Raw genomic sequence first — 25,469 nt, 5'->3', positions numbered from 1 at the left:
AACAGATAGAATGTGATGTAATAAGATGAAGATGGTTAAAGGTAGTTGTAATTGTAATGCGGTGCAGTTTGAAATTAGTTTGCCAATAACAGACATCTATGTTTGTCATTGCTCAATATGTCGAAAAGCAAGTGGCGGAAATGGTGTGTCAGTTGCGGTGGTTAATAACCAACACTTTGCTTGGCTGATAGGTACCGACAAAATCAAAACTTGGCACAAACCCAACCACGATTGGGTATGTAGTTTTTGTACGCTGTGCGGGTCAAACCTCCCGGGTAAAAACGATGATCAGAGAATGTACGTGCCGGTAGGATTAATCGGCAATGACGATTTAGCGGGTGCCAAGGTGGTTCACCACATGTGGGTGAGTTCAAAAGCCTGCTGGGAGGAAATTGGTGATGAAGGCCAGCAGCACAATGGGTTTATTGGTTAATATCTTTGTAAAAGAGGTGCAAGGGGCACCTCAATGTATAGCTGGTTAAACTAGATGTGTAGTGCCCATTTAGTCTTGGTCCGAGTCATCGTCTTCTGCTTTAGGGCAAACGCTTGGGTAGCATTTAAAGACTTCTCTTAATCCTCTAAATACACCGACATGTAATACTGAACGATGGTTTTCGTCATGGGTAATGTCGTATCGAATGGTGGTCGCATCTGTATCAAGAAGGCTGTTTGCGGCGTCATCGATTGCTGTAATGTGCTGCAAGTAAAGCGCTTGGTGCTCGGGAGGAATGTTTTCTTCATGTGCAGCCACGATATAGACAGAGAAGGCTTTTTCATCAAATATGTCTTCTGCAGCTTCAACCCACTTTGCAACGATACCATCGTCCCACCACAGTGAAGGGTCAATGGCGACATAGCCTTTAAATAAAGGCTGCATATGCTCTGATAATAAGCTAGTGATTGTGAATAGCCCGCCAAGTGAATGACCAGACAGCACTCTAAAGTCATCTGTACGGTATGTGTTATCAATAAACGGGATAACCTCATCTTTGATAAAGGCTTTTAGTTGATGGCTTTGTCCGGTTGCGACGGGGATTGGACTATTTTTAGGCTCTGTTGGGGTTAAATCGCGCGCTCTGTGATGACGAGTATTGATAGCGACCAAAATTGCTTCTGGCAACATGTTTGAGCGCTGTAAGAACCACATATTGTGACCCGTTAAATATTGCAAGTTCTCGCCGTCAGTGGTGTATATAACAGGGTATTGCTTGTCGCTATTTTCTGGTGCGTTGTAGCCTTCAGGCAAAATTACCCACACAGTACGGTCTTCACCGAGTGTTGAAGACGAAATAGTATGTTCAGTGGGTAGATGTTCATATTTGTAGTCAAGGTAAGAGGCATTGGCCAAAAAGCTACAGGCACACATCAATAGGAAAGCGAACTGCTTCATAAAATTACTCCTTTTTTTAAGTTATTTTAAGGACGTAAAAATGATGCCGTTCTTTAGCAGTGACTTGAGCTAAAAAGTGAATTTATGACATTTGATAAATTTATTTATAATGCTTTAACAGGTTTGAAAATTTGCTTTTATTATTTGAATACAGTTTCTTACCCTTCAATTTTAAGGTGCAGGAAAATAAAGTTATTGCACCTTACATTCATTTTACGGCCCACAAACAACGTCATGCAGCCGCGATAATAACTGTATGAGTAGTGTATTTTATTGCATGAATTAGTTCATAAGGTAGTAACGATACTTCTTGTTAAGTAAAGATGGCTTCCGTAAAAATCAAGATTGTAACTTTTAAAAGTATCAAGTGGTTATGTTCAATCTTTTGGAGGAGCTGAAAAGTACCTTTATATCCTGAATATGATTTATCCTGAATATGATTTATCCTGAAAAACAATATATAAACAGTGCGGGGTTAGTATTCATGCAATTTAATATATTAATGTAAATCAATGTCTTGTCTTGTTGTTTGTTAAGTCCCAAAAACCCTATTTTTATCTTTTAATTTCATTAATGCGTAGAGTTGTACCTAATACGATACTATAATGCTATTTAACGAAATATAGCTGTTGTTTTCAACGCTAAAATCCTCCAAATCAATAACGTACTTAAGCGTTATTCTCTCTTATGAATAGGAAATAACATGAACAATAATGCTGCCATAGCAACCTGTCTTGGAAGCTCGCTGTTATTGCTTTCAAGCCATGTAAATGCGTTTTCGCAGTTAGATGAATTAATGGTAGAAGGCGACCTGGCCGTATTTAAAACCCATACTGCTAAATCACATGCTGAACCTAATTGCGTAAATGAGGATAAAAAGGGCTATTGGGCGGTCGATTTAAATTCCCATAGTGGTCGAGCTGCGTACTCAAGCTTAGTGACTGCCATGAGTACCAAAGCACATGTAGAGGTGATCCCTCAAAATGCATGCTTGGGCACATCTGGGTATGAAGAGGTCAAATCCGTTAAAATTAAAACCAACAATGCGTCAAGTGGTGGTAAATCAGTTCGTTTTGTGGGGTTTGCCAAACGCTCTACAGGTAAGCATCCATTTGAGTTAGATAAAATTTGTAAAACAACACCTCATACAATGGGTTCAAGATCGTTGCGATGGGAAGATTACCTTGAATTGAAGGATGAAATTGATGCTGCCTTGGAAAACGTCTCCTCTAACTATATCCAACAAACAGCGTGGGTTTCACAAGCAGTGCAAAGTGCCTCCAGCCAATACGACCCGCAAACCAAGTTTTATCGCCATGATGTCATGTTAAAAGATGGCTCATTTGTATATCCCAATGTATTTTCTCAACCTTCACGATATCCATTAAACTACTATCTTGGCTGTAGTGTATCTGATGGTTATGGCACTGTGATTTATGATGCGGGTGAGCGTATTTATATGAAAAGGTGCAGAGACACAAACAATCTTTTCCAAGTCGTTTGTGTAATCTAGGGCCAAAAATGCTTAAAACACCATTAAAAACACTTTCTGTGTTGACACTCATCAAGTCTATTTCATCCTTTGTTGCAAGCGCCTCTCCTTTAGAGGAATTAATGGTACAAGGAGACATTGCCGTGTTTAAAACCGTGGCTGCCAAAACACATAGTTCTCCTGAATGTGTTGCTGCGGATAAAAAAGCGCAGTGGGCTGTCGATTTAAAAACGCACTCTGGGCGTGCCATGTATTCAAGCTTAGTCACAGCATTAAGTACAGGCGCAGATATTGAAGTCAGTTCAAATAATGCCTGTTTAGCGGGTTCTGGCTATGAACAGGTCGCTGCCCTCAATGTTAAAGCCAACAAAATGGGCGGCAGCAACGGTCAATCAGTACGTTTTGTGGGTTTTGCTAAAACAACGGAAGGCGTCCCTCCACGTGCTCTAGATATGTTTTGCGATACAACGCCAGCGACTAAGGGGTCCCGCGCACTGCGCTGGGAAGATTATAAAGTACTGAAAAAAGAGATTGATGCTGCTCTAAGCAAAGGTCAGTGGCGTTCACATCAAAGTACATGGGTAATTGGTGCTATCCAAAGTGCCAGCAGTACCTATAATTCACGAACTCAGCTTTATGACCATAGTGTGTTAATGAAAGATGACACCATGGTTAGGGTTCGATCTTCAGATACAAGTCTGCAAGGTAGAATGGGTTGCCAAAATAGTAATGGATACGGGGCAGTAGTTTATGATAAGGGTCGTGAGCTTCATTTAGCAGAGTGTCGACCTGAGAGAGATCATTTTCTCGTTTCTTGTGTTATTTAAGCATTAGTAAACGCAATCGAACTACACCCATAGTTATTCAACAACTAAGACCAATCGTAATTGTACGACTCTATTTGCTACGGGCTTTATAACACTCCGAGAATTTAAAAATATAGTACACAGAGGCTGTATATTTTAAAACCAGCTTTTGGCTTAAAAATAAATATATAACAAGGTTATACGGAAAATAATGAACAACAAAATACGCTTTTTGGCTTGCCTAAATGCCGCCGTTTTTTGCGGATTCGCCACTGCATCAACAACACTGTCAGAGTTGATGATTGATGGTAATTTAGCCGTGTTTAAAACACACGCTGCAAAGCCAGATAGCAGCTTAAGCTGCGTCAGTGCCGATAAAAAAAGCCACTGGGCAGTGGATTTGACCACCCACTCTGGCAGAGCAACCTACTCAAGTTTAGTAACCGCATTAAATACAGGTGCACAAATTGAGGTGACCTCAACCAAGGGGTGTATCGCTGGCTCAGGCTATGAACAAGCTAAATCTGTCTTAGTGAAAGCCGACGGCATGAGCAAAGGCAGTACTAAAACGGTGAGATTTGCAGGGCTACTCAAATATGGTGGGGAGGATCGATGTGAAACACATTATACGACACGAGGTTCTCGAGACATGACGTGGGAAGATTATGCATATGTTAAGGATGACATAATATCGAAATTAGCACACGGGTCGAAGGCTTACATCCCAAGCGGCATCCAAAGTATCGATAGTTTTTATGACCCAAATACCAAAAAAATAACAAGGTATGTATTGCTCAAAGATGGCAGTACCAGCAGTTATTATGATTATCGAAATCGATACTGCGTATATTTATCTTCTAGTAGGATGCTTCATATGACTTTGTGCACCGAAGTCACCTCTAAGGTGTGTGTGTATTGAGCGCATTGTAACGCAGATTGTAATTCATTTTCGAATATCAAAAACACAAAGTTTAATCTTGGCGAATAGATAAAGAGGGTTTTAGTGATTGGTATTCCGCTTAAATCGAGATGGTCATTACAGAACCTGCGTATTTTGAACCTAAACCCCAACTTACAAATAAAACAAATATAAAAAGGAGCCATTTGCAATGATTGCGACTGGTAAATTGAACTTAATGGCGGTTGCCATATTAATCTGCACCTTGTTTGCACCACTGAGCTGGGCCACGAATGCAACACATTATTTTATTAAAGACATACAAGTAGAGCGTAGTTTTGTGATTGTCAGCTTTTATGGGTATAAATATGGTCGACCAGCATGTGGCGGGAATGAATCTGGAAACAAGTATGCGTTTAATACCAATACATTAGCAGGTCAAAATCTGTATTTGAGCGTACTCAATGCTGCGACCAATAAGTTACCTGTCGAATTTATTGGCACCATGGATTGTCGTGATTATCCCACCGTGGAATCAATGACGGGTATTAAGGTTAAACAAGGATAGGGTAAACATGCGAATGTTAAAATACGCGGCAAGTGTTATAGCACTGTGTTGCAATGTTGCGTTGGCATCGCCAGATATGGCAGCAGCAAACAGCTACTACATAGTTGCCGATCACGAAAACGATTATTCCTTGGCTATTGATGATGGCGGTCCGAGTTTCAATGGCGAGTTTTTTATGAGCTGGCCTGATTTTAAACAATCTCAAGCCCCGTATGAGCTAGAGCTTTGGGATAGTGCAACACGCAGCTGGAAAACTGTATATACAGGTAAAAACCTGCATTACATGAGCGATGAAAAGCGGGTAAGTGGAGTGTATAGTTTTCGTTTGAAGTGCCAAGGTTACGCTGGGTGTCCAAGCTCTGGCTATATTTACAAAAAAACGGATGTGGTGCTCGAACCAAGTTTTGTGAACTTAGCGTACAACGATAAAAAACAAAACGTAAATGTATACTGGGAAGAAAAAGCAACCGAAGGCTACATCATTGAGCAGTCAATAGACAATGGTAATACATGGGAGCATATGATCCCTGAAGGGAAGGAGGTCAGGCTTTATCATGGCAAAAACTTCACCGGCTTCATTAGTACCAGCCCTGATGTTGTGTTGCCAAAGACCACCATTAACTCTTTACGCATGGCCAATGCGCGTAGTATGGGGATGCAAGCCTTTGCCCGTATGGCGGTATCGCAGTCTACATCTGCTAAGTTTGATCCAGGTAACTTCAAGTACCGAATCAAAAACTGCAACATGTATCGCTGTGGTACTTATCAAGAATCAAATCGTTTTTATGAGCAACTGCTGAATCCATTAATTGAAGACCCAACGTTTGAGTCGGGTAAAGTGCAGTTTTATCCAAACAATGCCGATGAGTTGGTGGTCAGTGCATCTCGCCCAATTGATGCAAACAGAAGCTTACGCGCGTCACTGAGCAATTGGGGTTACATAGAGTGGGAGCATAAATACTCTACCTGGGATAAGTATAATCCAAGGTATGGTTTAAACGGGATGACAGCACGCGGCCTTATTCGCGTTGATCATCTTGACCCAGATTCGAGCCTCAGTATTTATCCTGTAGCTTACTATTATGCTGGTCGTAATCCCAATGGGTCAATTAATGCGCATCGATTAGAGGGGCAACAGATGATCATTTCTCGTGCGCCAAACTCCGTCGACGGACGTCGCTTAACCGTTAAAACTGTCAGAGATGAATGGGAAGTGGATGCATCTGAAATCATTGAGTTTGATCAGCAGCTTTATCTGAATACAAGCGAGCATATTATTAAAAACGTAAAGTTTTATGTCAGATTACTGGGGTCAAACGCGCGTTTTCAATTAGATAATGCGCAACTTTATGAAAATGGTGGCCTTGGTCAGTACGATCCTTCTTTTTCAATTTACATTTCTAATTACATTGGTGAGCTCAAAACTGAATGGACGGACTTTGCAAAAACGGGTCTTAAAGATCAGCCTAACTTAATGCACCCTGTGACGGGTCAGTGCCCTGCGCCAAGTGCGGGTGAGTTCCACTACAAAGTAGAATACACACCGTATGGTAAAGAGCAGTGGCGAACATATTACTGTGGTGTAGGTTCTCGCTTTATGAGCCAAGGTGGCGACAGTTATACTGCATTTGCGACCGGGCGTTATGAATTTAGAGTAAATTGTAAGGGCTTTGCAAATTGCCCAGACGATGGCTATGTGCGTGGCTATACCGTTATTTTACGCGGTGTTGAGTCCGTGTTGGCGCAGCCGAATCAGGCGCAAAAGCAGGTCTATCTGAGCTGGCCAAAAACCTTAGGCGCCTATGGGTATATTGTTGAGCAAAGTGAAGACTCTGGCTCCACTTGGAGAAGGATTAATCCAAGAACAGTTGATGAGTCTATGCTGTGGCAAGGCAATCATTTATATACTAAAAACAAAGTGTTGATCCCAAGCTATGAACTCACCAATTCAACACGATTCACATATAGGGTGAAAGCATGTCGTTATACGCGTTGCCAAGATGGCTATGGTTATTCGAATGAAGTGATTCTTGTTGGCAGAGATGTATCTGGACATGATGGGATAGGCGCGATCACTAATTTTAAAGCGGATAAGAGCCGCATTTTACCTGGCGAAGCGATTAAATTGTCCTGGGAGAGACCAAAAGGTCCTCATGGCGCATTTTATAATGAACATTTACTCTATGCTATATTTGTCACAAAACCCGGTGAAGGTGAATTCCTAAAATGGAGTGGGCTGGAAGATCTGAGCGTTAAACGCGAAGGAGAAACGGGGATACAAAAGCTTGGCACACAAACCTTTAGGATCATTGCTTGTGATTCATTTAGTAATTGTAGTCCTTCTTCTACCACTAGTATTGAAGTTGTTGGACGTCCACCTATGCCTCTTGAATTCAGCAGCAATAAAACTGAGGTCTTTACTAACGATGTTGTGACGTTAAATTGGAAAATGAACCCAAGCTATGGACTACCTGTCAGCTACCATTTGGGTTTAAATGAGCCAAGCTGGCAACCTGGTTATTTTGAGCCTTTGCTATCACAAAGTACAGCAACATCCCATCAAATAACGTTTGATAAAACGGGTGTACACCGTTTGTCACTGCAAGCTTGTAACCAAGATGGTTGTAGTGAGACACGCACACTCTCAATCGTTGTATCATCAAGACCGCCAGCGCTTAGCATCGATTCACATGTCCTGAACTGGAATAGTATTTTGGGTGCCACACTCTATAAAGTGCAAAAAGCAACTTGCAGCGAAAACTGCTCAAGCGCAGAACAGTTTGCATGGACAGATGTGGGTAATGTTAAGGTGCCACAGTTCGTTATTCCTGAAGCTGATAAAGGTAAGTTTTACTATCGCGTCAGTGCGTGTTTTACCAGTCAGGTAGACTGCACAAAATGGAGTAATGTGGTTGAGGATAGAGTGAAAATCAAAAACGTGATTTTCATTCATACTGATTTACTAGGCAGCCCAGTAGCCGAATCGACTCTTGAAAAATAATACATCAAGAGCTTCAAACTGTTTTACTTTGACATTAAATAAAACAATTCAAGAAGCCTCAAAATGAGGCTTCTTTTTTATTAGCGCGGTCTAACGGTTTTATATCAAGTTAATAACCAAATTTGGCTTCAGCTTTATTATGCAGCTGATCACCCACATTTTGCGCGTATTTTAAAACATCAAAGTTGCCTTTGAAAAAGCTGATGTCTCCCATTGAACTGTAAGATTCATCAAATACTTCTTTAAAATCTATGATGTCCTTAAAGTTTTCTGCATTGACATCAAATCTACCCCAAGCTTGACCTTTGCCATCAGCGCCTCTGTCGTACGCTAAACCTTGCATGAATAGGGCAGGGACTTGCTTTGCAAGTTCAAGTAGGTCTTCATTTTCATTTAGTTTTTCTTCTAGGTAGCTTTTATTCTCGTGACTGATTGCACCACTGACGACAAATTCCCCTTTTTCATCAATCGAAAATCCCCAGCCTGTTGACTCGGCGAGTTTTGGATCTGTGTTTTTTAACTCGTTCATAAATGATTGGTAGTGTGTTTGCATACCTCTAAATAGGTCTGCTACACCACCAAAATACAACGTCTGGGAGACTTTGTTGAGTCGTTCAGGGTCATAGGTATGGGATTCAAGCGTCATTTCACCAACATTTGGGTCATTGATTATATGTTGGTCGTCATGAGATGTATTTTGAACGTGTGCCGCTGCTAGCGTCTTTACTTCATCAGTAATGGGTTTAGCATCTATGGATGAAGGATTTTTGTTTGATGCGCTATTTGGGGCTGGTGGCGGAAAATTACTTTGGTTCGCTATCTTCATTACATAATCCTTATACAGAAGATTTGTCATGGGTTACATATCGACAGTTACACTAAGGTCTTTAGTTATTAATTTTTAATATGTACAAATAACTACTATTCATCAAAACGAGTTTTCGGCTTTTTGTTGGCGTAATCCATTTTACACTGCTTTTATAAATCAATATTTAGTTTAAGTTGTATCATTAATATAAATGAAATTTACTGTTCTAGTATAAACACGCATTTCGAAATGTTGCATACTAATTATACACCGTGTTAAAAAGAGTGTTTTAATGAACTGTAAAGCTGACTTCATCATGCAAAAATGCTCAATCTTGCAGCACTTACCAAAAGCCAAACTAGGCTATCTGCCAACACCAGTGATTAAACTAGAAAATCTTACTCGAATTTTAGGTGGTCCTGATATATTAATGAAGCGGGACGATCTGACTGGCCTTGCGCTTGGCGGAAATAAGACAAGAAAGCTTGAGTACATACTCGGAGATGCGATTAAAAAAGGCTGTGATACGGTAATAACGGCAGGCGCTCAACAGTCCAATCATTGCAGGCAAACAGCCGCAGCTGCTGCGAAACTGGGGTTAGATTGTCACCTTTTATTGGGAGGAGAAAAACCTGGCAATTTCAATGGTAATTTATTACTTGATGAGTTGTTTGGTGCACATATTCACTTCACCAAAGAAAATCGAAAAGGAGAAGACATTCCTAATCTCGTCGGTACCTTGAAAGCCTCGGGGCACTCACCGTATGTGATCCCATACGGTGGATCGAATGAGTTAGGGGCATGTGGGTTTATAGAAGCAGGTTTTGAGCTCTCGACACAAATAGGTGTTGATAATTTAAGCCATATCTTTTTTGCCTCAAGCTCGGGTGGCACACATGCCGGTCTGATGATAGCCAAGTCTTTATTGAGACATAAATATGAGCTTACAGGCATACAGATTGATAAAGCTGAAAACGAAGCGAATAGTTTTCAACAGCAAGTACTAGCGCTTGCAAATTCAACGTGCTCATTTTTAAATTTAGCGCAAAGTTATCGAGTTGATGATGTAGTGCTTGATAAAGGTTACTTAGAGACAGGCTATGGTGTTTTGACGGAACAAGAAAAAGAAGCGATCCAACTATTGGCTAAATCAGAGGGGATTTTACTCGATCCAGTTTATACAGGAAGGGCGTTTGCAGCTATGGTAGATAAAATTCAAAAACGAGAGCTTCCAAATGATAAACAGGTACTGTTTTGGCACACAGGTGGCGCGCCTTCTTTGTTCGCTTACAGTAGGACAATATTATAGTCGTATAGTAAGCGATACACTGCTTAAAATCGTTCAAACTCGACACTTTACGCTTAGATTGCATTTGTAGAATGATTCCTTTAACTTTGCGAAAGTTGGTTTGATCCACCAACTTGGTTGCGTACGCTTTTTTAGCAACTCTAACCCTTACATATAAAATGACTTAAAATCATTTAAATTTTTCAATATGAATTATGGAAAGCAAGTAAAATATGGCAGTCCTAGAAATTTTAACCGCCCCCGATCCAAGATTAAAAACAAAAGCAAAAAAAGTAACTGATTTTGAGTCTATTCAGACCCTGATAGATGACATGTTGGAAACCATGTACGCAACAAGAGACGGTATAGGTCTGGCTGCAACGCAAGTGGGCAGAGAAGAAGCGGTTGTCATTATTGATATTTCAGATGAGAGAAATGACCCTCTTATTTTGGTCAACCCTGAAATTACTGAAGGTAAAAACAAAGAAAAGGGTCAGGAAGGGTGCTTATCTGTGCCTGATTACTACGCTGAAGTTGAGCGCTTTACTTCTGTAAAGGTTACGGCACAAGATAGGAAGGGTAACCCAGTTGAAGTTGAGAGTGATGAGTTTTTAGCCATTGTTATGCAACATGAAATTGACCATCTTCACGGTAACTTGTTTATTGACTACCTTTCACCGCTAAAACAAAAGATGGCGATGAAAAAGGTTAAAAAATATTTAAAGCATTACGCTTAAGCATTTATTTCGAAGCAGCACTGTCATGCTGCTTCATTAAGCCCCTCCATTCTAAATTATACTTGAGTGCCTTTTCACCATCTTGTATGGTTTATCATTGCTCCACATCTAAAACCATATAACTCTTAAGGAATGAATATGCGAACGCTTAGCTTGAGCTTTTGCCTTACGATCTTATTGCTGTCTGGTTGCGCCAGTACTGGCGAGGTAAAACAACAAAGTCCCGCAGAAATAGTAACTGCTAAAGTGAAAGCGCACAGTGAAGGGCTAAAAATGTATTTTGGATTATCTATTCCAACTGGAGGGAATATCACGGCAAGTCAATGGCAGCATTTTGAGTCAACTCAGTTAGCAACCACATTTGCAGGTTTTAGTGTTGTAGATGCAGTAGGTTATTACAAAGGTAAGAAAGAACACTCAAAAGTAGTGACTGTTTATAACGCCTCTGCTGAAGATATTGCTGCGGCTAACGTACTGGCAAAACACTATAGTCAGCTATTTAATCAAGACTCTGTACTTATTGCTCTGCTTGATATTACACAAGTTAGTTTTGTAGGAAAGGAGTAGGCGATGAGTTGTATTAAAACAATTACTGAATATCTTTTAGCAAAGCCTTTTAGTAGTGTCAGTCAACCATTTGGTGAGGGCGTTGATGTATATAAGGTAAAAGACAAAATGTTTGCAACGCTTGCGCCAGAAAAAATGCGTCAATCGCAAGGTGGGCATTGGTGGTTAAATTTAAAGTGTGATCCAGATGAAGCCCATGCACTACGTGATATATTTGATGCTGTTATTCCCGGCTACCATATGAATAAACAACATTGGAATACGGTAATTCTTGATGGCACTGTGCCTAAAGGAGAGATAGAACGTATGATCGATAACTCATTCTTGTTAGTTGTCAAAAAGATGCGTAAAAGTGAGCGTCAGGCAATATTACTGCATTTGTCATAATTATATTTGAACTTTTAATACAATAAGCCCTCTTACCTAAATTAATAACAAGGATGGGTTTATGTTTCCTTTCGATGTATTCACTGCATATACCGCAGCATGTCTTTTACTCGTTATTTCTCCCGGGCCAGATAACATTTTGGCAATCGCGAGAGGGATAAGCCAAGGGCGATTAGCAGCCTGTATTTCTGCCAGTGCTTCTGGAGTGGGCATTTTATTTCATGTATTTGCAGCGACTGCTGGGTTGACGTTATTAATCCAGACATCAAATATTGCTTTTTACATCGTCAAATTTATCGGCGCCAGCTATTTAGTCTGGTTGGGCGTTAAAGTGCTTCTTAATCGCAATTTGATTACTATCGAATCTGTCGAGGCGAAATCATATAAAACCATTTTTGCTACTGGCTTTTTCTCCGCTGCATTAAACCCAAAGCCGGGGATTTTTGTACTTGCGTTTGTACCGCAATTTATAGATCCAAGCTTAGGCAGTGTTTCTATTCAAATGATGGTTTATGGTGCTTGGTTTGCGTTACTGACTACGCTTGGTTTTGGAACAATGGGCATTTTTTCGACGCAGCTAAAGAAATTTTTGATAAATAGCCCCAACGTGTTACAGGGATTAAATATTTCGGCGGGCCTTACCTTTGTCAGCTCTGGCCTTGCAGTCGCTTTGATGAAGCAGCGATAACTTCTTATATCAGCTCTGTTCGATAAAATGACAAAGTTAATTGACTATTTGATGACAAATGACATGGGTCATTTTTGTAACTTAATTCACTTTTAGTTACATTTAAATTTATCTAATAGATTGGATTTAATGTAGTTTTTATTTACTGTAGCTAAAAAATTCAAAGGAGAGACCTACAGTGTACAAATCCATTATTGCAATTTCTGTTGTGGCAGTATTAGCTGGATGTCAAGCAAATAAGGCTAGCACCGGTACTAACTCAGTCAATGCTACAGTACAACTACAGAGTCAGAGTGCGATTGAGGCAGAGACACAAAAATTAAACGCTTGGTTTGCAGAAAAGTACGAACAAGAAATGCAAATGAGCCCAATCATGATGACGATTTATGGTCGAAAAGATAAATATGACCAAATCGATGATGTGTCAGAGCAAGCTGCAAAGCGCAAACTAGCTTGGTTGGCAGGCACCGTTGCTGAATTAAGATCACAATTTGATTACAGTAAATTAGATGCCGAAGCTAAGATTTCTTATGATCTTTGGCTTTATGAGTATGAGCAAGAAAAACAGCAAGCAAAGTTTTTTGAAAATGAATATGTGTTTAATCATATGTTCGGTATTCAGTCATTTTTCGTCCAGTTTATGATTAATTACCATAAAGTAGACACGATTGAAGACATGCATGCGTACAACACTCGTCTAGTTAAAGGATCTGACGCAATTATTGAGCTGCTTGGTCAGGCTCAATCTAGAGCGAAAAAAGGCATTAGGCCACCTAAATTTACTTATGAGGGGGTAATTGGCCAATCTAAAAGTATCATCAATGGTGCCCCATTTATTGAGAGTGATAAAGATTCGCCCCTTTGGTCAGATGCCAAACGCAAAGTACAAAAGTTGATTGATGATAAAACGATTAATCAAACACAAGGCGATGCGTTGCTTGCGCAAACGAAAGCTGCGTTGCAAGGTGAATTTAAAACATCTTATACAACGCTTATAAATTGGTTTGAGAAAGATATGGCCAACTTGAAACAACAAGATGGCTATGGTGTTGGCGGCCTTCCAAATGGCAAGGCTTTTTATAATTACAGGCTAGCAGATCAAACCTCAACCAATTTAACAGCAGATGAAATTCATAAGATTGGACTTGATGAAGTATCCCGCATTAAAGGCGAAATGATGCAAATTATTGATCAAGTTGGCTTTGAAGGCTCTTTACAGGAGTTTTTTGAATTTTTCCGCAGTGACCCTCAGTTTTTCTATGAGAACAACGATGAAGGCAGGCAAGGGTACATTGATGATTCTATTGCCTATTTAGATGAGCTTAACAAAAAACTACCAGACTATTTTGGGATCTTACCTAAATCAAAGCTCGTGGTTAAGCGAGTTGAAGCATTTCGCGAGCAACCGGGGGCGGCGCAGCACTATATGCCTGGCACCAAAGATGGTTCTCGTCCCGGCGTTTACTATGCCCATTTGATTGATATGACATCGATGCCTAAAAATACAATGGAGTCGATAGCTTATCATGAGGGTAATCCAGGTCACCATATGCAATTGTCTATCGCGCAAGAGCTAGAAGGGATCCCGGAGTTTAGAACTAAAGCACAATTTACAGCATACTCTGAAGGATGGGGACTGTATTCTGAACTGCTAGCGAAAGAAATGGGTGCCTATAAAGACCCTTACAGTGATTTCGGTCGTTTATCGAATGAAATGTGGCGTGCTGTGAGACTAGTTGTTGATACAGGTATTCATGCAGAAGGTTGGTCTGAAGAGCAGTCTATTTCTTACTTTATGAATAATGTGCCAATCAACGAGACCGCTGCGCGTTCAGAAATTCGCCGATATATGATTTTGCCAGGACAGGCTACCTCATACAAAGTGGGTATGATAAAAATTCTTGAACTGAGACAGCATGCAAAAGATGAACTCGGTGCAAAATTTGATATAAGAGGCTTCCATGACACAATTTTAGGTGGCGGTGCTATGCCATTATCGATACTTGAAAGACGAGTGAATACTTGGATTGAAGAACAAAAGCGCTCATAAATAATTATAACCTACTTTGAAAGTAATAAATGCACATGCTTTTCGGCCTGTGCATTTTTTGTTGTGGTCATTATTATCAAAGGTGTTCAGAGTCGCTGATTTAATTATCAATAAGTAGCTGTGTTAAAACCATGCTTGCGAGTTAACTGGAGCTCAACTTTGTTAAAGAATCACCACTAAAACAGAAAGATTTTGGTAACCTGTATAACTTATCTCCTGCATCGACATACGGTAACAAGCCTAGTACACAAACCAATCTGGATGTAGTTAAAAAAGATCGGCGAGTTAATTAGAGAGTCACTTTCCATTATTTTTCTAAGTAAAGTATTTAGTTGGTGAGTCATGCCTTATGATGAAATCTCAAGCGATTAACATCTTGTGTATCATGCATTGATGCTGATTATGGAGGAACAATTTTATTAGCGTTATAAAGTGTAGATAAGTAATAGCTCTGTCTTGGGGTATAGAGATAGGCAGGTGAGGTGGTTTATTTTCATATTTGAATCAATGGATTAAATGTTTATCATGTTGAGGTTCTGATAGTTTCTTCGTTAATTATGATAATTAGTAAAAATGTTGGACTTATTGTTCTTAGTTGCTATGATTGGGTTTCACTATAGATATGAGTGAATATTGTTCATTAAAACCGATTAATTTGAGTTCAATACATTAAATAAAGGAATGACCATGAAAAGAGCCGTTTTATCTAAAGTTACATTAACTAGTCTTGTTGTATTATTTTCAGCCAATGTGTTCGCAGGGACTTCTACTTGGATAGGGTACGCAAGAGGGGTTGATGATGCCGCAGATCGGGCACGAGCAGCTCACCCAAATTCTTGGGTGCATAGTTGTAAAAACGTGAGTGTCTCAGCCCCTTGGCTTTATACTTGCACTGTAGTTAGTCGTAATTATAACTAGAACTGTTTGTGAACTGTGTTGCCTTAAATGAAATTATAATACGGTACATATGATTGCTCGGTTTGCATAAAATAATACAAATATATTTTACGAAGGGGCATTTATATACATAATATTATGTCAAGCTATGAAACGGCATTGTGCCTAAGTTGATAAGATTGAAAAGACCCAAGAGGTTTTTTCATGTATCTTTTTGAGCTGGCCAGATAAATAAATCTTAAATATGGGGTGCCGATATATTTCATATTGATTCGTAACGATATGCTTGTATGTGTACCGTACATTTTGGTGTGGTGAATATGGCTTTATAGATAAAGTTAGTTAGCAGTTTCGAATAAAACACTAAGTGATAAAGTACTTAGTGTTTTTATTCTGATAGCTAAGCTTTAGTCAATGGTAAAAGCATACGCAGCAGCGACGGTTTGGGTGCTACTACCAGGATTATATTGCAAAATATATTTGCCTGGTTGCAACAAGATATTACTTACATCAATATTGACGGGGCCACTACTTGCGCCTGATGGGACTGCTGCATGGGTTAGTGCACCAGAGCTATCCATCACGGGTTGGTCACCTTTAAGTAGGTAAATCCAATCAACTCGCTGCTTAGGGTTAACTGCTTCAGGTACGTTATAAAATGCCTGAATTGTTCTAGAGCTTGCGCTTAATTCAAATACAGTTGTTTGTTGCGGGTTGATTTGCTGGCCAGCAAACAAAGTAACGCTTGCGCTTAAAGACGAAATATCACTGGAACGAAGGAATAAGCCTACAGTTACATTGTCTGAGATAAGGCTAACACCCGGTGTAGTTACTTTAATTGTTTTATTAGCAAACTCGCCTTTACTAGTGCCTGATAGCTCCGTCATTCCAACAAATTCATTTACACTTGACGGCAGACCTGTACCGCGCCAAATTGCCAAAAAAGCACCTAAACCGCCAAGGTCACTATTTTTGACAGTTCTTTCATCAATGGTTAATTCTGTTGCACTTACAACTTTTGCATTGCTTAAACTTGTTGACCATTGGTTGGTTGCATTTGATATGGTGTCTAATAAAATTTCTTGGTTTGAAGCGGCATAAGGTTCAATAGACATTTTGATAACATCCTTTTGGTTGTAGAATTGTACTTAACTACATATGGGCACAATATCTCGGTTAGTAATATTGAAATCTCCAAGTTATGCGTTTTACCTTCATGGACATCAAATAATTTCCATAACTTGTTAGTGGTTGAGCTTAGCTATAAAGCGAATAATTTTTATTACACTTTATTACAGGTTGTTTAAATAATTGATTTGATAAAAAACTCCTTTAAAAAATTCTAGTGCGCCACAAAACTTTGAAATCCAATTGTAGGCTTTAACGTGATTTAAACTGGTCTAAGTTTGATGGTTTTAATTATTGGTAATATATTGCCGTTTCAAATAGATAAATAAAAAAGCCATCAAATGATCTATTTATTAAAATAATAATGATCAAATAATGTACAGTTTAAGGCGCTTTGATTCTCACTCGTTGAGAAAAGTAGCTCAAGGTATACATTCATCAAGTTTGCAAAAGGGAGTTTGCAGCTAACGTGATACGTATATGAGTATGTATCACGTGGCGAATATGCTTCTGTTTTGGCAACTAAACGTTAATAAAGAGCAAAATGAATAGGGAATGATATGAACGATACAACCAATACAGAATCTGTAGAGACAGAATCAGCGGGTTCAGCGGAAGCTCAATCTGGGTTTGAGCAGTATGGACTATCAGATAAGTGGCTAAAAAGATTTAAGTTACTTAAAGATCTTGGCGCAGATGAACATTCGATTTATGCAATCATGAAAAGCAATGAGTTTAAAGCGTTACCGTCTTCAGATCGCTTGAGCGTTTCACTGAACTTATTTGTAATTATCTTAGGCCCAACTTATTACTTATTTAAAAAAATGTGGATGAAGGCAGGCTTTTTGTTTGCGAGCATGTGGGTATTGAATGGAGTTTTATCCCTTGTTGAATGGGCCGCAGGATTTTCCTTTCCATCAGTAATATTTTGGGTAGTGCCTCATGTGATTTGTGCCCAATTAGCAAATTATGATTACTATAGGCATGTGACGGCACAAGAAAAAATTTGGCCTCAAGTCCCTGACTTATTTAAAAAGCCTGTGGGCATAATCGCGTATTTAGTCGCGTCATTTGTCTTTATTGCGGTAGCTATGAACTTAGCACTTGGGTGATTGTCTTCCTTTATTAGCTAAACCTATAAATCCCAAAATGGCCCTCAGGGGTGATAGCCTCAACGAAATAGATTGAGGCTTTTTCTATCACTTCTACCTTGAAATATACGGCGTTTTTGTAACTCACTTTCACTATTTTCTATAACATGCATCAACAATAGGCATGTCTCAGTCTTTCTTAATTACTGTGAGCTACTATTCATAACGGTAATGGGGAGGTGTATTTTTGAATCTGTAAACCAATTTAATATCAAGGGTTCTTTTGCATCATCAATGGTTTCGACGCTGACATCCTTGCCTGTTCCCATATTTACTTGAGCGTGCTCATTTTTATTTACATCCAGTACCAGTGCTAATTTACTGCCTTTTATTAATTTTCTTGCAGTCATTCGAGTATTCACTAACGGGAGTCTGGTTTTTTGGTTTGGTGTGAGCAGTTGGCGCTTTGAGCTGTTATTCGCATAACTGGCCCGGCTGCGATAGTGGGCCAGATGAAATGTTTGACCATCAGGCATAAGTTGATAAAGATTAAAGCCAATATCTACGTCCTTTTTGTTAATTGAGATAAACACGCGGCCTGACGGTGCACCGGCGTATTGCATATCTTGCTCAAATTCATCAGAAACAAACACAACCCCAGTTTCATCAGGCAACTTTGGTAGTATCACGTTCATATAATCAATATTGTGTTGTACTTTTCTATCAGCAAGGTCAACAACTTGTGTGTGGTGAGCTATAGGGTTTGGCTTTTGTTTTACTAAAGACTGGTACTTGCTTTTAGAGGGCTTGCCTAAGTAAAAATCAATACCTTGCTGGTTTAGTTGCTTGTAACTGTCAACGTGGTGCCAAGTATTATTTCCCATAAGTTGGTAGTTAACTTTATTTTTTACAAGAACTGGGACTGGTTCATTATTTAAAACATGGTCAAACCATTCAAATACTACTTTTTCAGTGTCTTTTTGTAATGCTACGGGGTCAAGTTTGTAGTTTGTAACATGGCTGTTTGGTACAGCTTGCGCAGACCAGTGGTCATAGGGGCCAATAAGTAGGCTGTGATTGGCTTTTGGATTATATTTATAGTGCTCTTTCATATAATGAATAGCGGATATTTGTCCACCGTCAAAATAGCCTGTGATTGAGAGTACTGGAATATTGATGTCAGCAAACTCTTCACCATAAGGGACCATGGATTTATAGTAATCATCGAAACTCGGGTGACTTAAAAACTTTTGAAATAACGGGTTCGGGCGTCCTTCAATTTTATCTATATCTTTAAAAGCACGGCCACTGGTAAATAGCGTTTCGTTTAAGTTGTTCCAATGTGCTCTGTTAGCATATTCACTATTATCCATGGTTTTATTGTTTGTGACATGAAAGCCCCACTGGTAGTTAGCGGTCAGAAATACGTTATTTTCCATCGGTAAACCAAGGGCAGGGTGCGCTGCTGCATAGGGAGCAATGGCTTTTAATGCAGGGTGCTTATATTTTGCTGCTGCCCACTGTGTATAGCCATTATAACTTCCGCCATACATCACCACTTGACCATCACTCCAACTTTGTTTGCTAATCCACTCTATGATCCTATGTGCGTCTGTTCCTTCATTGACCCATGGTTCAATTTTGTTTTTACTTAATCGCTTACCACGAGAATTGACAACAATACCGACATAGCCACGCAAAGCTGCATATTTGGCAGTTTTTATATGCCGGCTTTCATCAGCATAAATCGTGAATTGAAATGCGGTTGTGTACGATTTATCGATATTTTTCGGTCTTACGATTGTCGCTGTGTGTTCAACTCCCTGAACGGTCTTGATTAAGCGTGCCGGCTCTATTATGAAATCCTTTCGCCATTTTTTTTGAATTAATGGGTGTGCAATGACATAGATGCTTTTAATGATTTTGAGTTCCATAGCGCTCGACGCAAGTTGGATTAACTGTTGGTTATTGAGTGTTTTTGTGTTCCTCACCTCATTGATTAGACGCGTAAATTTTTGACGGGTTTGCTTGTAGGCGTTATTCAGGTCGTTTTCATATCGGTAGACTGCAACATTGCTAAAAGGGTTTAGTTTGTTTGAGATTAATTGTCTAAGTGTCAAAGGTGGAGCTGTCTGTTTCTGTGTAATGTACCATTTTTGATACTCGGTGAAGTGTGTTTTGGCATGCTGTTCAGCATCAAGTAGCTGGCCGTTCAATGCGTCTAAATCTTGCAGAATTAAGTTTAAGTTTATTCTAATCCTGTTTGATTGCTTTGAGACTATCTCATTGGGCAGTTGTTTAATTAACGGTAATAATTGACTGAAAAAAAATTCCGAATCTGTAATCTGAGTGATATTGATATCATCAGCATATAGTATGTCTGCAAGACTTGTTGGCAACGAAATGCTTTTTTCTTCCGTAGCTTGAATTGAGCAAGGTAAAGTCATCGCCAATAAAATAGCGATTAAAGCAATTACTTTCGCAATAATTTTAGATAAAATGCACATTGCTGATTTCCTAATTTTTAATAATCGAAATCAGTTTATTTATCGACATTTTTAAAGTACTGATAATAAAAAAACTTTTTATGACTTTTAATGCCTAAAAACAATAAGTTTAAAATACAATCACTTAATAACAATAAAGAGATGTGATGCATTGGCAAATTGGTGAAATTACGTTTTGTGATAAAACGCTGACTTTGAGTATTGATAATAACGAGATACAACTTGAACCTATGGTCTCGGAAGTGCTGCGCTTTTTTTGTACAAAGCCAAACTTGTTGGTGTCTAGAGATGAGTTAATCGAGCAGGTGTGGCAAGGGCGAATCGTGACTGATAACGCAGTTAATCGCGTGATCACAAAATTAAGAAAAGCACTTAAAGACGATCCTAGAAACCCTATTTATATTGTTACTTATCCCAAAAAAGGCTATCAATTTATTGCACCTGTCAGGATGTTAGAAAATATAGCTGTTAATCAATCGCAACTTCAATCCAGTGCCGCACCGATTAATAATCATAAAAGTATTTTGATGCCTGTATCTGGTATTTTCATACTCTTTTTGCTCACCGCGTTATATCTAACAGTACAACACAGCCAAAAATCAACACTTGAACTCTTAACAAATGTCAATGCGATGACTCGTGAGCCAGGGGTGGAGTTAAACCCGCATTTATCTTCTGATGGAAATTATCTGCTATTTACAGAAGTACATAATGGAGATATCAGCTTAAAATTAAAAACATTGTATACCGAAGATGTAGAAGCCATAGAACATGGCCCTGAAACATGGGAGGGGCCTGGTGTTTGGCGTAAAGATGGAAAAGCGCTGGTTTATCTAGCTACTACCTCAAATAGTTGCCAGTATTTTATGAGACGCTTTGAAAATGGACAGTTAGGCGCACCAAAATTAATACACAATTGTCGCACCGGTAGTTATGGAAAAATTATTTTCACTCATGATGAGGATCTACTTGTTTTTAATGAATCGGCTTACCCCGGTGGGCCTTTCTATTTATATACCTTTCAATTGTCTAGCGGGAAAACGACGAGGCTTCAGCAACCGCTAATTGGACTAGGTGGTTACAGTCAATTCGATTTGCACCCCACAGAAAATAAACTGTTGATCAGTGCAGTGGACAAGCAGTTGTCTACTGGGTTGTATGTAATTGATATAGAAAAGAATCAGTTTTATCACTTATTTGAAAATGAAGGTGGTGCGGTTTGGGATCATTCGGGTAAGCGAATTATTTTACTTGAAGGCTATCCTGCCAATGAAATTGTCAGTTACGATTTGAAGGGGCGCGATAGAGCCGTACTTTACTCAAACAGTCATTCATTATTTGGCTTAAGTCGTCACTCTGATGGCAAGGGCTATTTGTTTAGTACGGGGGCACGAGATCGTAATATTACTTATTACTCTATGAACAGTAATATTGAACAAACAATAGCTGCAACCTCGGTAGACGAACGCCTCGCACGATTTTCTCATCACAATAAAAGTATAGCGTATGTTAGCTTAGCAACGGGTAGAGAGCAGGTGTGGCTATATGATTTTAAAACCCAGCGTAGAGCTGTACTTTCCAAGTTTAAGGAGGCTCAATATTTTATAGACCTAAAGTGGTCTTATGATGGTCAATTTATATTTGCGCTAACGCAGAATGCTCTGTTTAAAATATCTGTAGGCAGCGGCCTTGTTAAGCTGTTAAAAATACCGCAAGCGGATATTAGCGGCTTGTCAGTTAAAGATGCTCACACGATTGCATTTAGCCTAAAAGGCGCTGAAAAGTGGCGAGTGCACTATTATAATATTCGTGATGATAAATTGTTGAGTGCAGATCCTAAATGGCAGTTTGTATCGTTTTCCAAAGTGTCTGAAGACACAATATGGCAAAATGTGAACGGCAAATATTTTACCGGATTGGACTTTAAACCTGTTACCTCTGAAAAAGTTCAAACTATTCCATTTATTGTTCAAAACAGATTTAATTTGGACAAACAAGCCAACAATTGGCTTTGGCAGAAAGCTAAAGCTCGTAGATACCAGTTATATCGTTATGATGAGCAAACACAAATTGAAAAGTTGCTTATTACATCAGATACCAGTGATTTTGATTGGCATGATGACAAGCTTTTGTATAACACGATTCATTATGTAAATTCAGATGTTTATTCGGTATCAACAAACACTTCTCAGTAAAATAGAGGTCTTCTTAGATCGGGCAATACACTAAAGCACTCACTTAAGTGTCAAAATTAGGGAGAAGGGAACACAACTCCCTTCTCTTGTAATACTCAGCTTTGTACCCAACTGGCTAATCTTCTTAATTCCTCGCTGCATCAATTAACAGCTAAAAAGCTAGGATCTTGAAACATTGCGTTTTTAGACTAAGTTTTATGTATCTCGGCTGACTGATTTCTCTCATACAACAATGGCGAGCATAGTTACTCGACATGGACGCTTTTACTCGTGTTATCTAATGCACACAAGGCAAGTAGGTTAGGATACCCTTCGTTAATGTTACTTTTTTATGGTGAGAAGTCTTTTTAGATAATATAAATAAAGTTGCATCTCATGAAACTAGATAAAAAACTCTACCTCTCATTTGGCATCATCGTTATGTTAATGGTTATCTCAAGTGCGGTAACTTGGATGCAAGTTACCGCACTGTCTGAAGTCACTGAGGAAGTACATAGTGATGATGTCCCCGCTGCAATTTACTATCTTCAATTGATGGATGAAATAGGTGATATGCATGTCGAGTTACTAGACTACGTGGTAGGTAACGAAAGTAAAAAAGCGGAGTTTTATGATAATTACAACGAGTTTATGGATGTATATAAAGACTTAAGACCGCTCGAGTCTGCGACAGAATCAGATAGAGCAAAAATGGCAGAAATAGAGCGTATTGTTAATGAATTTAAATCCAGAGCTGAAAGGGACGTTTTCAATGTCTACGACCCAGTTACTGAAAGGTGGGCCTTTAAATTTGTTGATGAGCTTGAAAACTCAGCAGGCGCTGAACTTGAGATATTACTTGATAGGCTTAAAGAAGAAGAGTTTGCTGATGCGCTAAAGACGACAGATATCGTTGAAGCAGTGTCTGATGATTTGCCCGGTGTACGTTTATATCTAGAAATGGTCGATGAAAAAGGCGATATGTTAGCATCGCTCACTGAGTTTATGACCGGTGAGCTAGATGAAAAAGAAGCATTTGAAGAAGGCTCCAAAAGGTTTATTAAGTACTTGGAGTTGCTAAGGCCATTAGAGACAAAGCCAGTCGAAGTGACCAACCTGAATAAAATCAAGCAGCTTCACGATGAGTTGTATGAGGGGGCACATGAAGTTTTTAAACGTTTTGATCCTAGCGCAAAAACAAAATCAATTGCCGTTGTACATGAGCTCGAAGTGGTTTTGTTCGAAAAAATGGAAGCGATCTTAGATAAGTCGACAAACGAAGAAAAGGCAGATGCTGAAAGCGCATTGATTAAACTTGATGAAGACATGCGCGGCATGCTGACAGTCATTTTTGTTCTGACAACTTTAGCTGTTGTTGGAAGTGGTGTGGTCGCATTTATTTTAAGTAATTCAATTTCTTCGAGAATTACCAATGTTTTGAATGTGGCTACTCAGACAGCGCGAGGCAATCTATCTTTGCAGCCTTTGGAGCATGAAGGTAAAGATGAAATTGATGGTTTGGCCAGTGCGTCTAATGAAATGGTTGCGTCTCTGAGTAATCTAATACGCAATGTTGATCAGGTGGCCAATAACGTTGAGCTGTCAGGTGAAGACATCGCAGAAATAAATCAGAGAATAGCCAATTTAAGTCAAAGCAGCTCTGAGCAATCGACAATTATTGCAGCTGAAATCGAACGTATGAGCGCAACCGTTGCAGAAGTTGCCCAGCGAGCGCAAGAGGCAGCCGAACAAGCAGAAAGCGCTCGAGATTTGGCTGATCAAGGGGGCAGTGTGGTTAAGCATACCGTTGAAGAAATCACCAATGCAGCGAGTGAGGTACAAAAAACAGCGAATACAATAACAAGTTTGGGTGATTTGAGTGCGCAAATAGGAGATGTCATTGGTGTGATTGGTAGTATTGCCGAACAAACCAATTTACTCGCTTTGAATGCCGCAATTGAGGCTGCAAGAGCGGGTGAACAAGGTCGAGGATTTGCTGTTGTTGCTGATGAAGTTAGGACGCTTGCAGAACGCACGACAAAAGCGACCGGTGAAGTTTCTTCAACTGTGCAAGCTATTCAGGATAAAACTCAGGTTGCCGTCAATGCGATGAATGTCAGTGTAGAACAAGTTAATAATAGTGTTGATTTGGCTCAACAAGCTGGCGGCTCTCTAAACGAAATTGTTGGTGGGGCGCAAGAAATTGCAGTAATGATTCAATCAATTGCGTCTGATACAGAAGAGCAAGCCAAAGTTGCCGCTGATATGTCGCAAGAGATTGTAAAAGTGGATGATTCTAGTAAACGGTCATTATCCGATACACAAGATGCAGAAATCGCGGCGAATAAGTTGAAGGGACAATCCGCAGAGTTAGTTAGATTATTAGAAGAGTTTAGACTCAAATAGGCTATAGCTTAAATAATGGAGATTTTCTAAAGGCGTAGCGAGAACCGAAATTCTGACACTGCACTTTAGTCAATGTCTCATGCCATTTGCCGGCAACATACTTAAAGGATATCTATTTGGATGGCAGTGGTGTGCCGTTTGTTCTATTCACTACATCAAACTCTGTAGATCCAACGGAAGATGGCTTTGCTATGAGAAATATGTATAAAGCTGTAATTCATGATACACAAGGTTATGTTGGCGAGCGTATAGGTTCAGCTAGCTTTAAGATAAAACACACCTACTCATCAGGTATACTCGATAACCTAACCGGTAGGGCTTACATAAGCACCTATGCAGAAGGGTTAGGCTTGCTTGAGCGCTCTGGTGGTCAAATATATACCAATGAAAATAGATATGATGATAGTCGTGTAACCCGAATCACTTCTGATTATATGACCCTTTATAACATTCTTGAAAAATGTTAACAACAAAACAGGGGAAGTGCTCAGGACTTTTTTTCTTTTGGTCAGGCGGACACCCAACTGACAAATCACAATCAGTGAACCTTTATTACTACGGTTCTGATGGCGTAAAAGTAATGCCT

Annotated in this window: 21 protein-coding genes; 17 read left to right on the top strand and 4 right to left on the bottom strand. The window is 39.5% G+C overall.

What is annotated here, in order from left to right; translation table 11 throughout:
- Positions 1-25 precede the first annotated feature (25 nt).
- Complete coding sequence (locus AC2CZC_RS17595; protein WP_484582804.1) at positions 26-433, top strand: GFA family protein; 408 nt, start codon at positions 26-28, stop codon at positions 431-433.
- A gap of 69 nt (positions 434-502) precedes the next feature.
- On the opposite strand, the gene AC2CZC_RS17590 is transcribed toward AC2CZC_RS17595, so the two are convergent.
- Entirely contained in the window at positions 503-1,390 is an 888-nt protein-coding gene (locus AC2CZC_RS17590) for an alpha/beta hydrolase (protein ID WP_484582803.1), read from the bottom strand.
- Positions 1,391-2,093: 703 nt separating this feature from the next.
- Between AC2CZC_RS17590 and AC2CZC_RS17585 the strand changes: the two genes are divergently transcribed.
- From AC2CZC_RS17585 to AC2CZC_RS17565, 5 genes are all read left to right on the top strand, one after another.
- Positions 2,094-2,903: a hypothetical protein gene (locus tag AC2CZC_RS17585; protein ID WP_484582802.1), complete on the top strand. Its 810-nt coding sequence runs from the start codon at positions 2,094-2,096 to the stop codon at positions 2,901-2,903.
- Between the two features lie 8 nt (positions 2,904-2,911).
- On the top strand, positions 2,912-3,709 hold the full coding sequence (locus AC2CZC_RS17580) for a hypothetical protein (protein ID WP_211037359.1): 798 nt from the start codon (positions 2,912-2,914) through the stop codon (positions 3,707-3,709).
- Between the two features lie 190 nt (positions 3,710-3,899).
- Complete coding sequence (locus tag AC2CZC_RS17575) at positions 3,900-4,607, top strand: hypothetical protein (RefSeq protein ID WP_063363842.1); 708 nt, start codon at positions 3,900-3,902, stop codon at positions 4,605-4,607.
- 190 nt (positions 4,608-4,797) lie between these two features.
- Complete coding sequence (locus tag AC2CZC_RS17570) at positions 4,798-5,154, top strand: hypothetical protein (protein ID WP_063363841.1); 357 nt, start codon at positions 4,798-4,800, stop codon at positions 5,152-5,154.
- A gap of 7 nt (positions 5,155-5,161) precedes the next feature.
- The gene (locus tag AC2CZC_RS17565; RefSeq protein ID WP_484582801.1) at positions 5,162-8,155 is read left to right on the top strand and encodes a hypothetical protein; all 2,994 of its coding nucleotides are present in this window, start codon (positions 5,162-5,164) and stop codon (positions 8,153-8,155) included.
- Positions 8,156-8,264: 109 nt separating this feature from the next.
- On the opposite strand, the gene AC2CZC_RS17560 is transcribed toward AC2CZC_RS17565, so the two are convergent.
- A complete protein-coding gene (locus AC2CZC_RS17560; RefSeq protein WP_063363839.1) occupies positions 8,265-8,981 on the bottom strand; it encodes a hypothetical protein in 717 nt (238 codons plus the stop codon).
- A gap of 274 nt (positions 8,982-9,255) precedes the next feature.
- Between AC2CZC_RS17560 and AC2CZC_RS17555 the strand changes: the two genes are divergently transcribed.
- The 7 genes from AC2CZC_RS17555 (at position 9,256) to AC2CZC_RS17525 (ending at position 15,598) form a co-directional block, all read left to right on the top strand.
- The gene (locus AC2CZC_RS17555) at positions 9,256-10,272 is read left to right on the top strand and encodes a D-cysteine desulfhydrase family protein (protein WP_484582800.1); all 1,017 of its coding nucleotides are present in this window, start codon (positions 9,256-9,258) and stop codon (positions 10,270-10,272) included.
- 212 nt (positions 10,273-10,484) lie between these two features.
- Positions 10,485-10,988, top strand: coding sequence for a peptide deformylase (def, locus tag AC2CZC_RS17550; protein WP_063363838.1), 504 nt, complete (start codon positions 10,485-10,487; stop codon positions 10,986-10,988).
- 138 nt (positions 10,989-11,126) lie between these two features.
- Positions 11,127-11,555 carry a DUF3574 domain-containing protein gene (locus AC2CZC_RS17545; protein ID WP_063363837.1) on the top strand — a complete coding sequence of 143 codons (429 nt, stop codon included), beginning with the start codon at positions 11,127-11,129 and terminating at the stop codon, positions 11,553-11,555.
- Between the two features lie 3 nt (positions 11,556-11,558).
- The gene (locus AC2CZC_RS17540) at positions 11,559-11,942 is read left to right on the top strand and encodes an MmcQ/YjbR family DNA-binding protein (protein WP_063363836.1); all 384 of its coding nucleotides are present in this window, start codon (positions 11,559-11,561) and stop codon (positions 11,940-11,942) included.
- 61 nt (positions 11,943-12,003) lie between these two features.
- Positions 12,004-12,630, top strand: a complete 627-nt coding sequence (locus AC2CZC_RS17535) for a LysE family translocator (RefSeq protein WP_063363835.1) — start codon at positions 12,004-12,006, stop codon at positions 12,628-12,630.
- A 178-nt stretch (positions 12,631-12,808) separates the two neighbouring features.
- Positions 12,809-14,680: a DUF885 domain-containing protein gene (locus AC2CZC_RS17530; RefSeq protein WP_484582799.1), complete on the top strand. Its 1,872-nt coding sequence runs from the start codon at positions 12,809-12,811 to the stop codon at positions 14,678-14,680.
- 687 nt (positions 14,681-15,367) lie between these two features.
- Positions 15,368-15,598: a hypothetical protein gene (locus AC2CZC_RS17525; RefSeq protein ID WP_484582798.1), complete on the top strand. Its 231-nt coding sequence runs from the start codon at positions 15,368-15,370 to the stop codon at positions 15,596-15,598.
- 386 nt (positions 15,599-15,984) lie between these two features.
- Here AC2CZC_RS17525 and AC2CZC_RS17520 read toward each other — a convergent pair whose 3' ends face one another.
- A complete protein-coding gene (locus AC2CZC_RS17520; protein ID WP_484582797.1) occupies positions 15,985-16,692 on the bottom strand; it encodes a hypothetical protein in 708 nt (235 codons plus the stop codon).
- Positions 16,693-17,265: 573 nt separating this feature from the next.
- On the opposite strand from AC2CZC_RS17520, the gene AC2CZC_RS17515 reads away from it, so the two are divergent.
- On the top strand, positions 17,266-17,817 hold the full coding sequence (locus tag AC2CZC_RS17515) for a hypothetical protein (protein ID WP_484582796.1): 552 nt from the start codon (positions 17,266-17,268) through the stop codon (positions 17,815-17,817).
- Between the two features lie 182 nt (positions 17,818-17,999).
- On the opposite strand, the gene AC2CZC_RS17510 is transcribed toward AC2CZC_RS17515, so the two are convergent.
- Positions 18,000-20,303 carry a CocE/NonD family hydrolase gene (locus AC2CZC_RS17510; RefSeq protein ID WP_484582795.1) on the bottom strand — a complete coding sequence of 768 codons (2,304 nt, stop codon included), beginning with the start codon at positions 20,301-20,303 and terminating at the stop codon, positions 18,000-18,002.
- 146 nt (positions 20,304-20,449) lie between these two features.
- On the opposite strand from AC2CZC_RS17510, the gene AC2CZC_RS17505 reads away from it, so the two are divergent.
- The 3 genes from AC2CZC_RS17505 to AC2CZC_RS17495 all read left to right on the top strand — a co-directional run bounded on the left by AC2CZC_RS17505 (position 20,450) and on the right by AC2CZC_RS17495 (position 25,350).
- Positions 20,450-22,498: a winged helix-turn-helix domain-containing protein gene (locus AC2CZC_RS17505; protein ID WP_484582794.1), complete on the top strand. Its 2,049-nt coding sequence runs from the start codon at positions 20,450-20,452 to the stop codon at positions 22,496-22,498.
- Between the two features lie 375 nt (positions 22,499-22,873).
- Positions 22,874-24,883, top strand: a complete 2,010-nt coding sequence (locus AC2CZC_RS17500; RefSeq protein WP_484582793.1) for a methyl-accepting chemotaxis protein — start codon at positions 22,874-22,876, stop codon at positions 24,881-24,883.
- Between the two features lie 116 nt (positions 24,884-24,999).
- Complete coding sequence (locus AC2CZC_RS17495; RefSeq protein WP_484582792.1) at positions 25,000-25,350, top strand: hypothetical protein; 351 nt, start codon at positions 25,000-25,002, stop codon at positions 25,348-25,350.
- The last annotated feature ends 119 nt before the right edge of the window (positions 25,351-25,469 follow it).

It is taken from the genome of Pseudoalteromonas sp. MMG033, from assembly GCF_057197785.1.
This window is presented reverse-complemented; position numbering and strand designations above follow the sequence as displayed.

What these genes read in the sequence shown, in the direction of transcription:
- AC2CZC_RS17540 (WP_063363836.1), top strand. Translation starts at nt 11,559, where the DNA reads ATGAGTTGTATTAAAACAATTACTGAATATCTTTTAGCAAAGCCTTTT.
- AC2CZC_RS17570 (WP_063363841.1), top strand. Translation starts at nt 4,798, where the DNA reads ATGATTGCGACTGGTAAATTGAACTTAATGGCGGTTGCCATATTAATC.
- AC2CZC_RS17575 (WP_063363842.1), top strand. Translation starts at nt 3,900, where the DNA reads ATGAACAACAAAATACGCTTTTTGGCTTGCCTAAATGCCGCCGTTTTT.
- AC2CZC_RS17580 (WP_211037359.1), top strand. Translation starts at nt 2,912, where the DNA reads ATGCTTAAAACACCATTAAAAACACTTTCTGTGTTGACACTCATCAAG.
- def (WP_063363838.1), top strand. Translation starts at nt 10,485, where the DNA reads ATGGCAGTCCTAGAAATTTTAACCGCCCCCGATCCAAGATTAAAAACA.
- AC2CZC_RS17590 (WP_484582803.1), bottom strand. Translation starts at nt 1,390, where the DNA reads ATGAAGCAGTTCGCTTTCCTATTGATGTGTGCCTGTAGCTTTTTGGCC.
- AC2CZC_RS17560 (WP_063363839.1), bottom strand. Translation starts at nt 8,981, where the DNA reads ATGAAGATAGCGAACCAAAGTAATTTTCCGCCACCAGCCCCAAATAGC.
- AC2CZC_RS17595 (WP_484582804.1), top strand. Translation starts at nt 26, where the DNA reads ATGAAGATGGTTAAAGGTAGTTGTAATTGTAATGCGGTGCAGTTTGAA.
- AC2CZC_RS17510 (WP_484582795.1), bottom strand. Translation starts at nt 20,303, where the DNA reads ATGTGCATTTTATCTAAAATTATTGCGAAAGTAATTGCTTTAATCGCT.
- AC2CZC_RS17545 (WP_063363837.1), top strand. Translation starts at nt 11,127, where the DNA reads ATGCGAACGCTTAGCTTGAGCTTTTGCCTTACGATCTTATTGCTGTCT.
- AC2CZC_RS17520 (WP_484582797.1), bottom strand. Translation starts at nt 16,692, where the DNA reads ATGTCTATTGAACCTTATGCCGCTTCAAACCAAGAAATTTTATTAGAC.
- AC2CZC_RS17535 (WP_063363835.1), top strand. Translation starts at nt 12,004, where the DNA reads ATGTTTCCTTTCGATGTATTCACTGCATATACCGCAGCATGTCTTTTA.
- AC2CZC_RS17555 (WP_484582800.1), top strand. Translation starts at nt 9,256, where the DNA reads ATGAACTGTAAAGCTGACTTCATCATGCAAAAATGCTCAATCTTGCAG.
- AC2CZC_RS17515 (WP_484582796.1), top strand. Translation starts at nt 17,266, where the DNA reads ATGAACGATACAACCAATACAGAATCTGTAGAGACAGAATCAGCGGGT.
- AC2CZC_RS17500 (WP_484582793.1), top strand. Translation starts at nt 22,874, where the DNA reads ATGAAACTAGATAAAAAACTCTACCTCTCATTTGGCATCATCGTTATG.
- AC2CZC_RS17505 (WP_484582794.1), top strand. Translation starts at nt 20,450, where the DNA reads ATGCATTGGCAAATTGGTGAAATTACGTTTTGTGATAAAACGCTGACT.
- AC2CZC_RS17585 (WP_484582802.1), top strand. Translation starts at nt 2,094, where the DNA reads ATGAACAATAATGCTGCCATAGCAACCTGTCTTGGAAGCTCGCTGTTA.
- AC2CZC_RS17565 (WP_484582801.1), top strand. Translation starts at nt 5,162, where the DNA reads ATGCGAATGTTAAAATACGCGGCAAGTGTTATAGCACTGTGTTGCAAT.
- AC2CZC_RS17525 (WP_484582798.1), top strand. Translation starts at nt 15,368, where the DNA reads ATGAAAAGAGCCGTTTTATCTAAAGTTACATTAACTAGTCTTGTTGTA.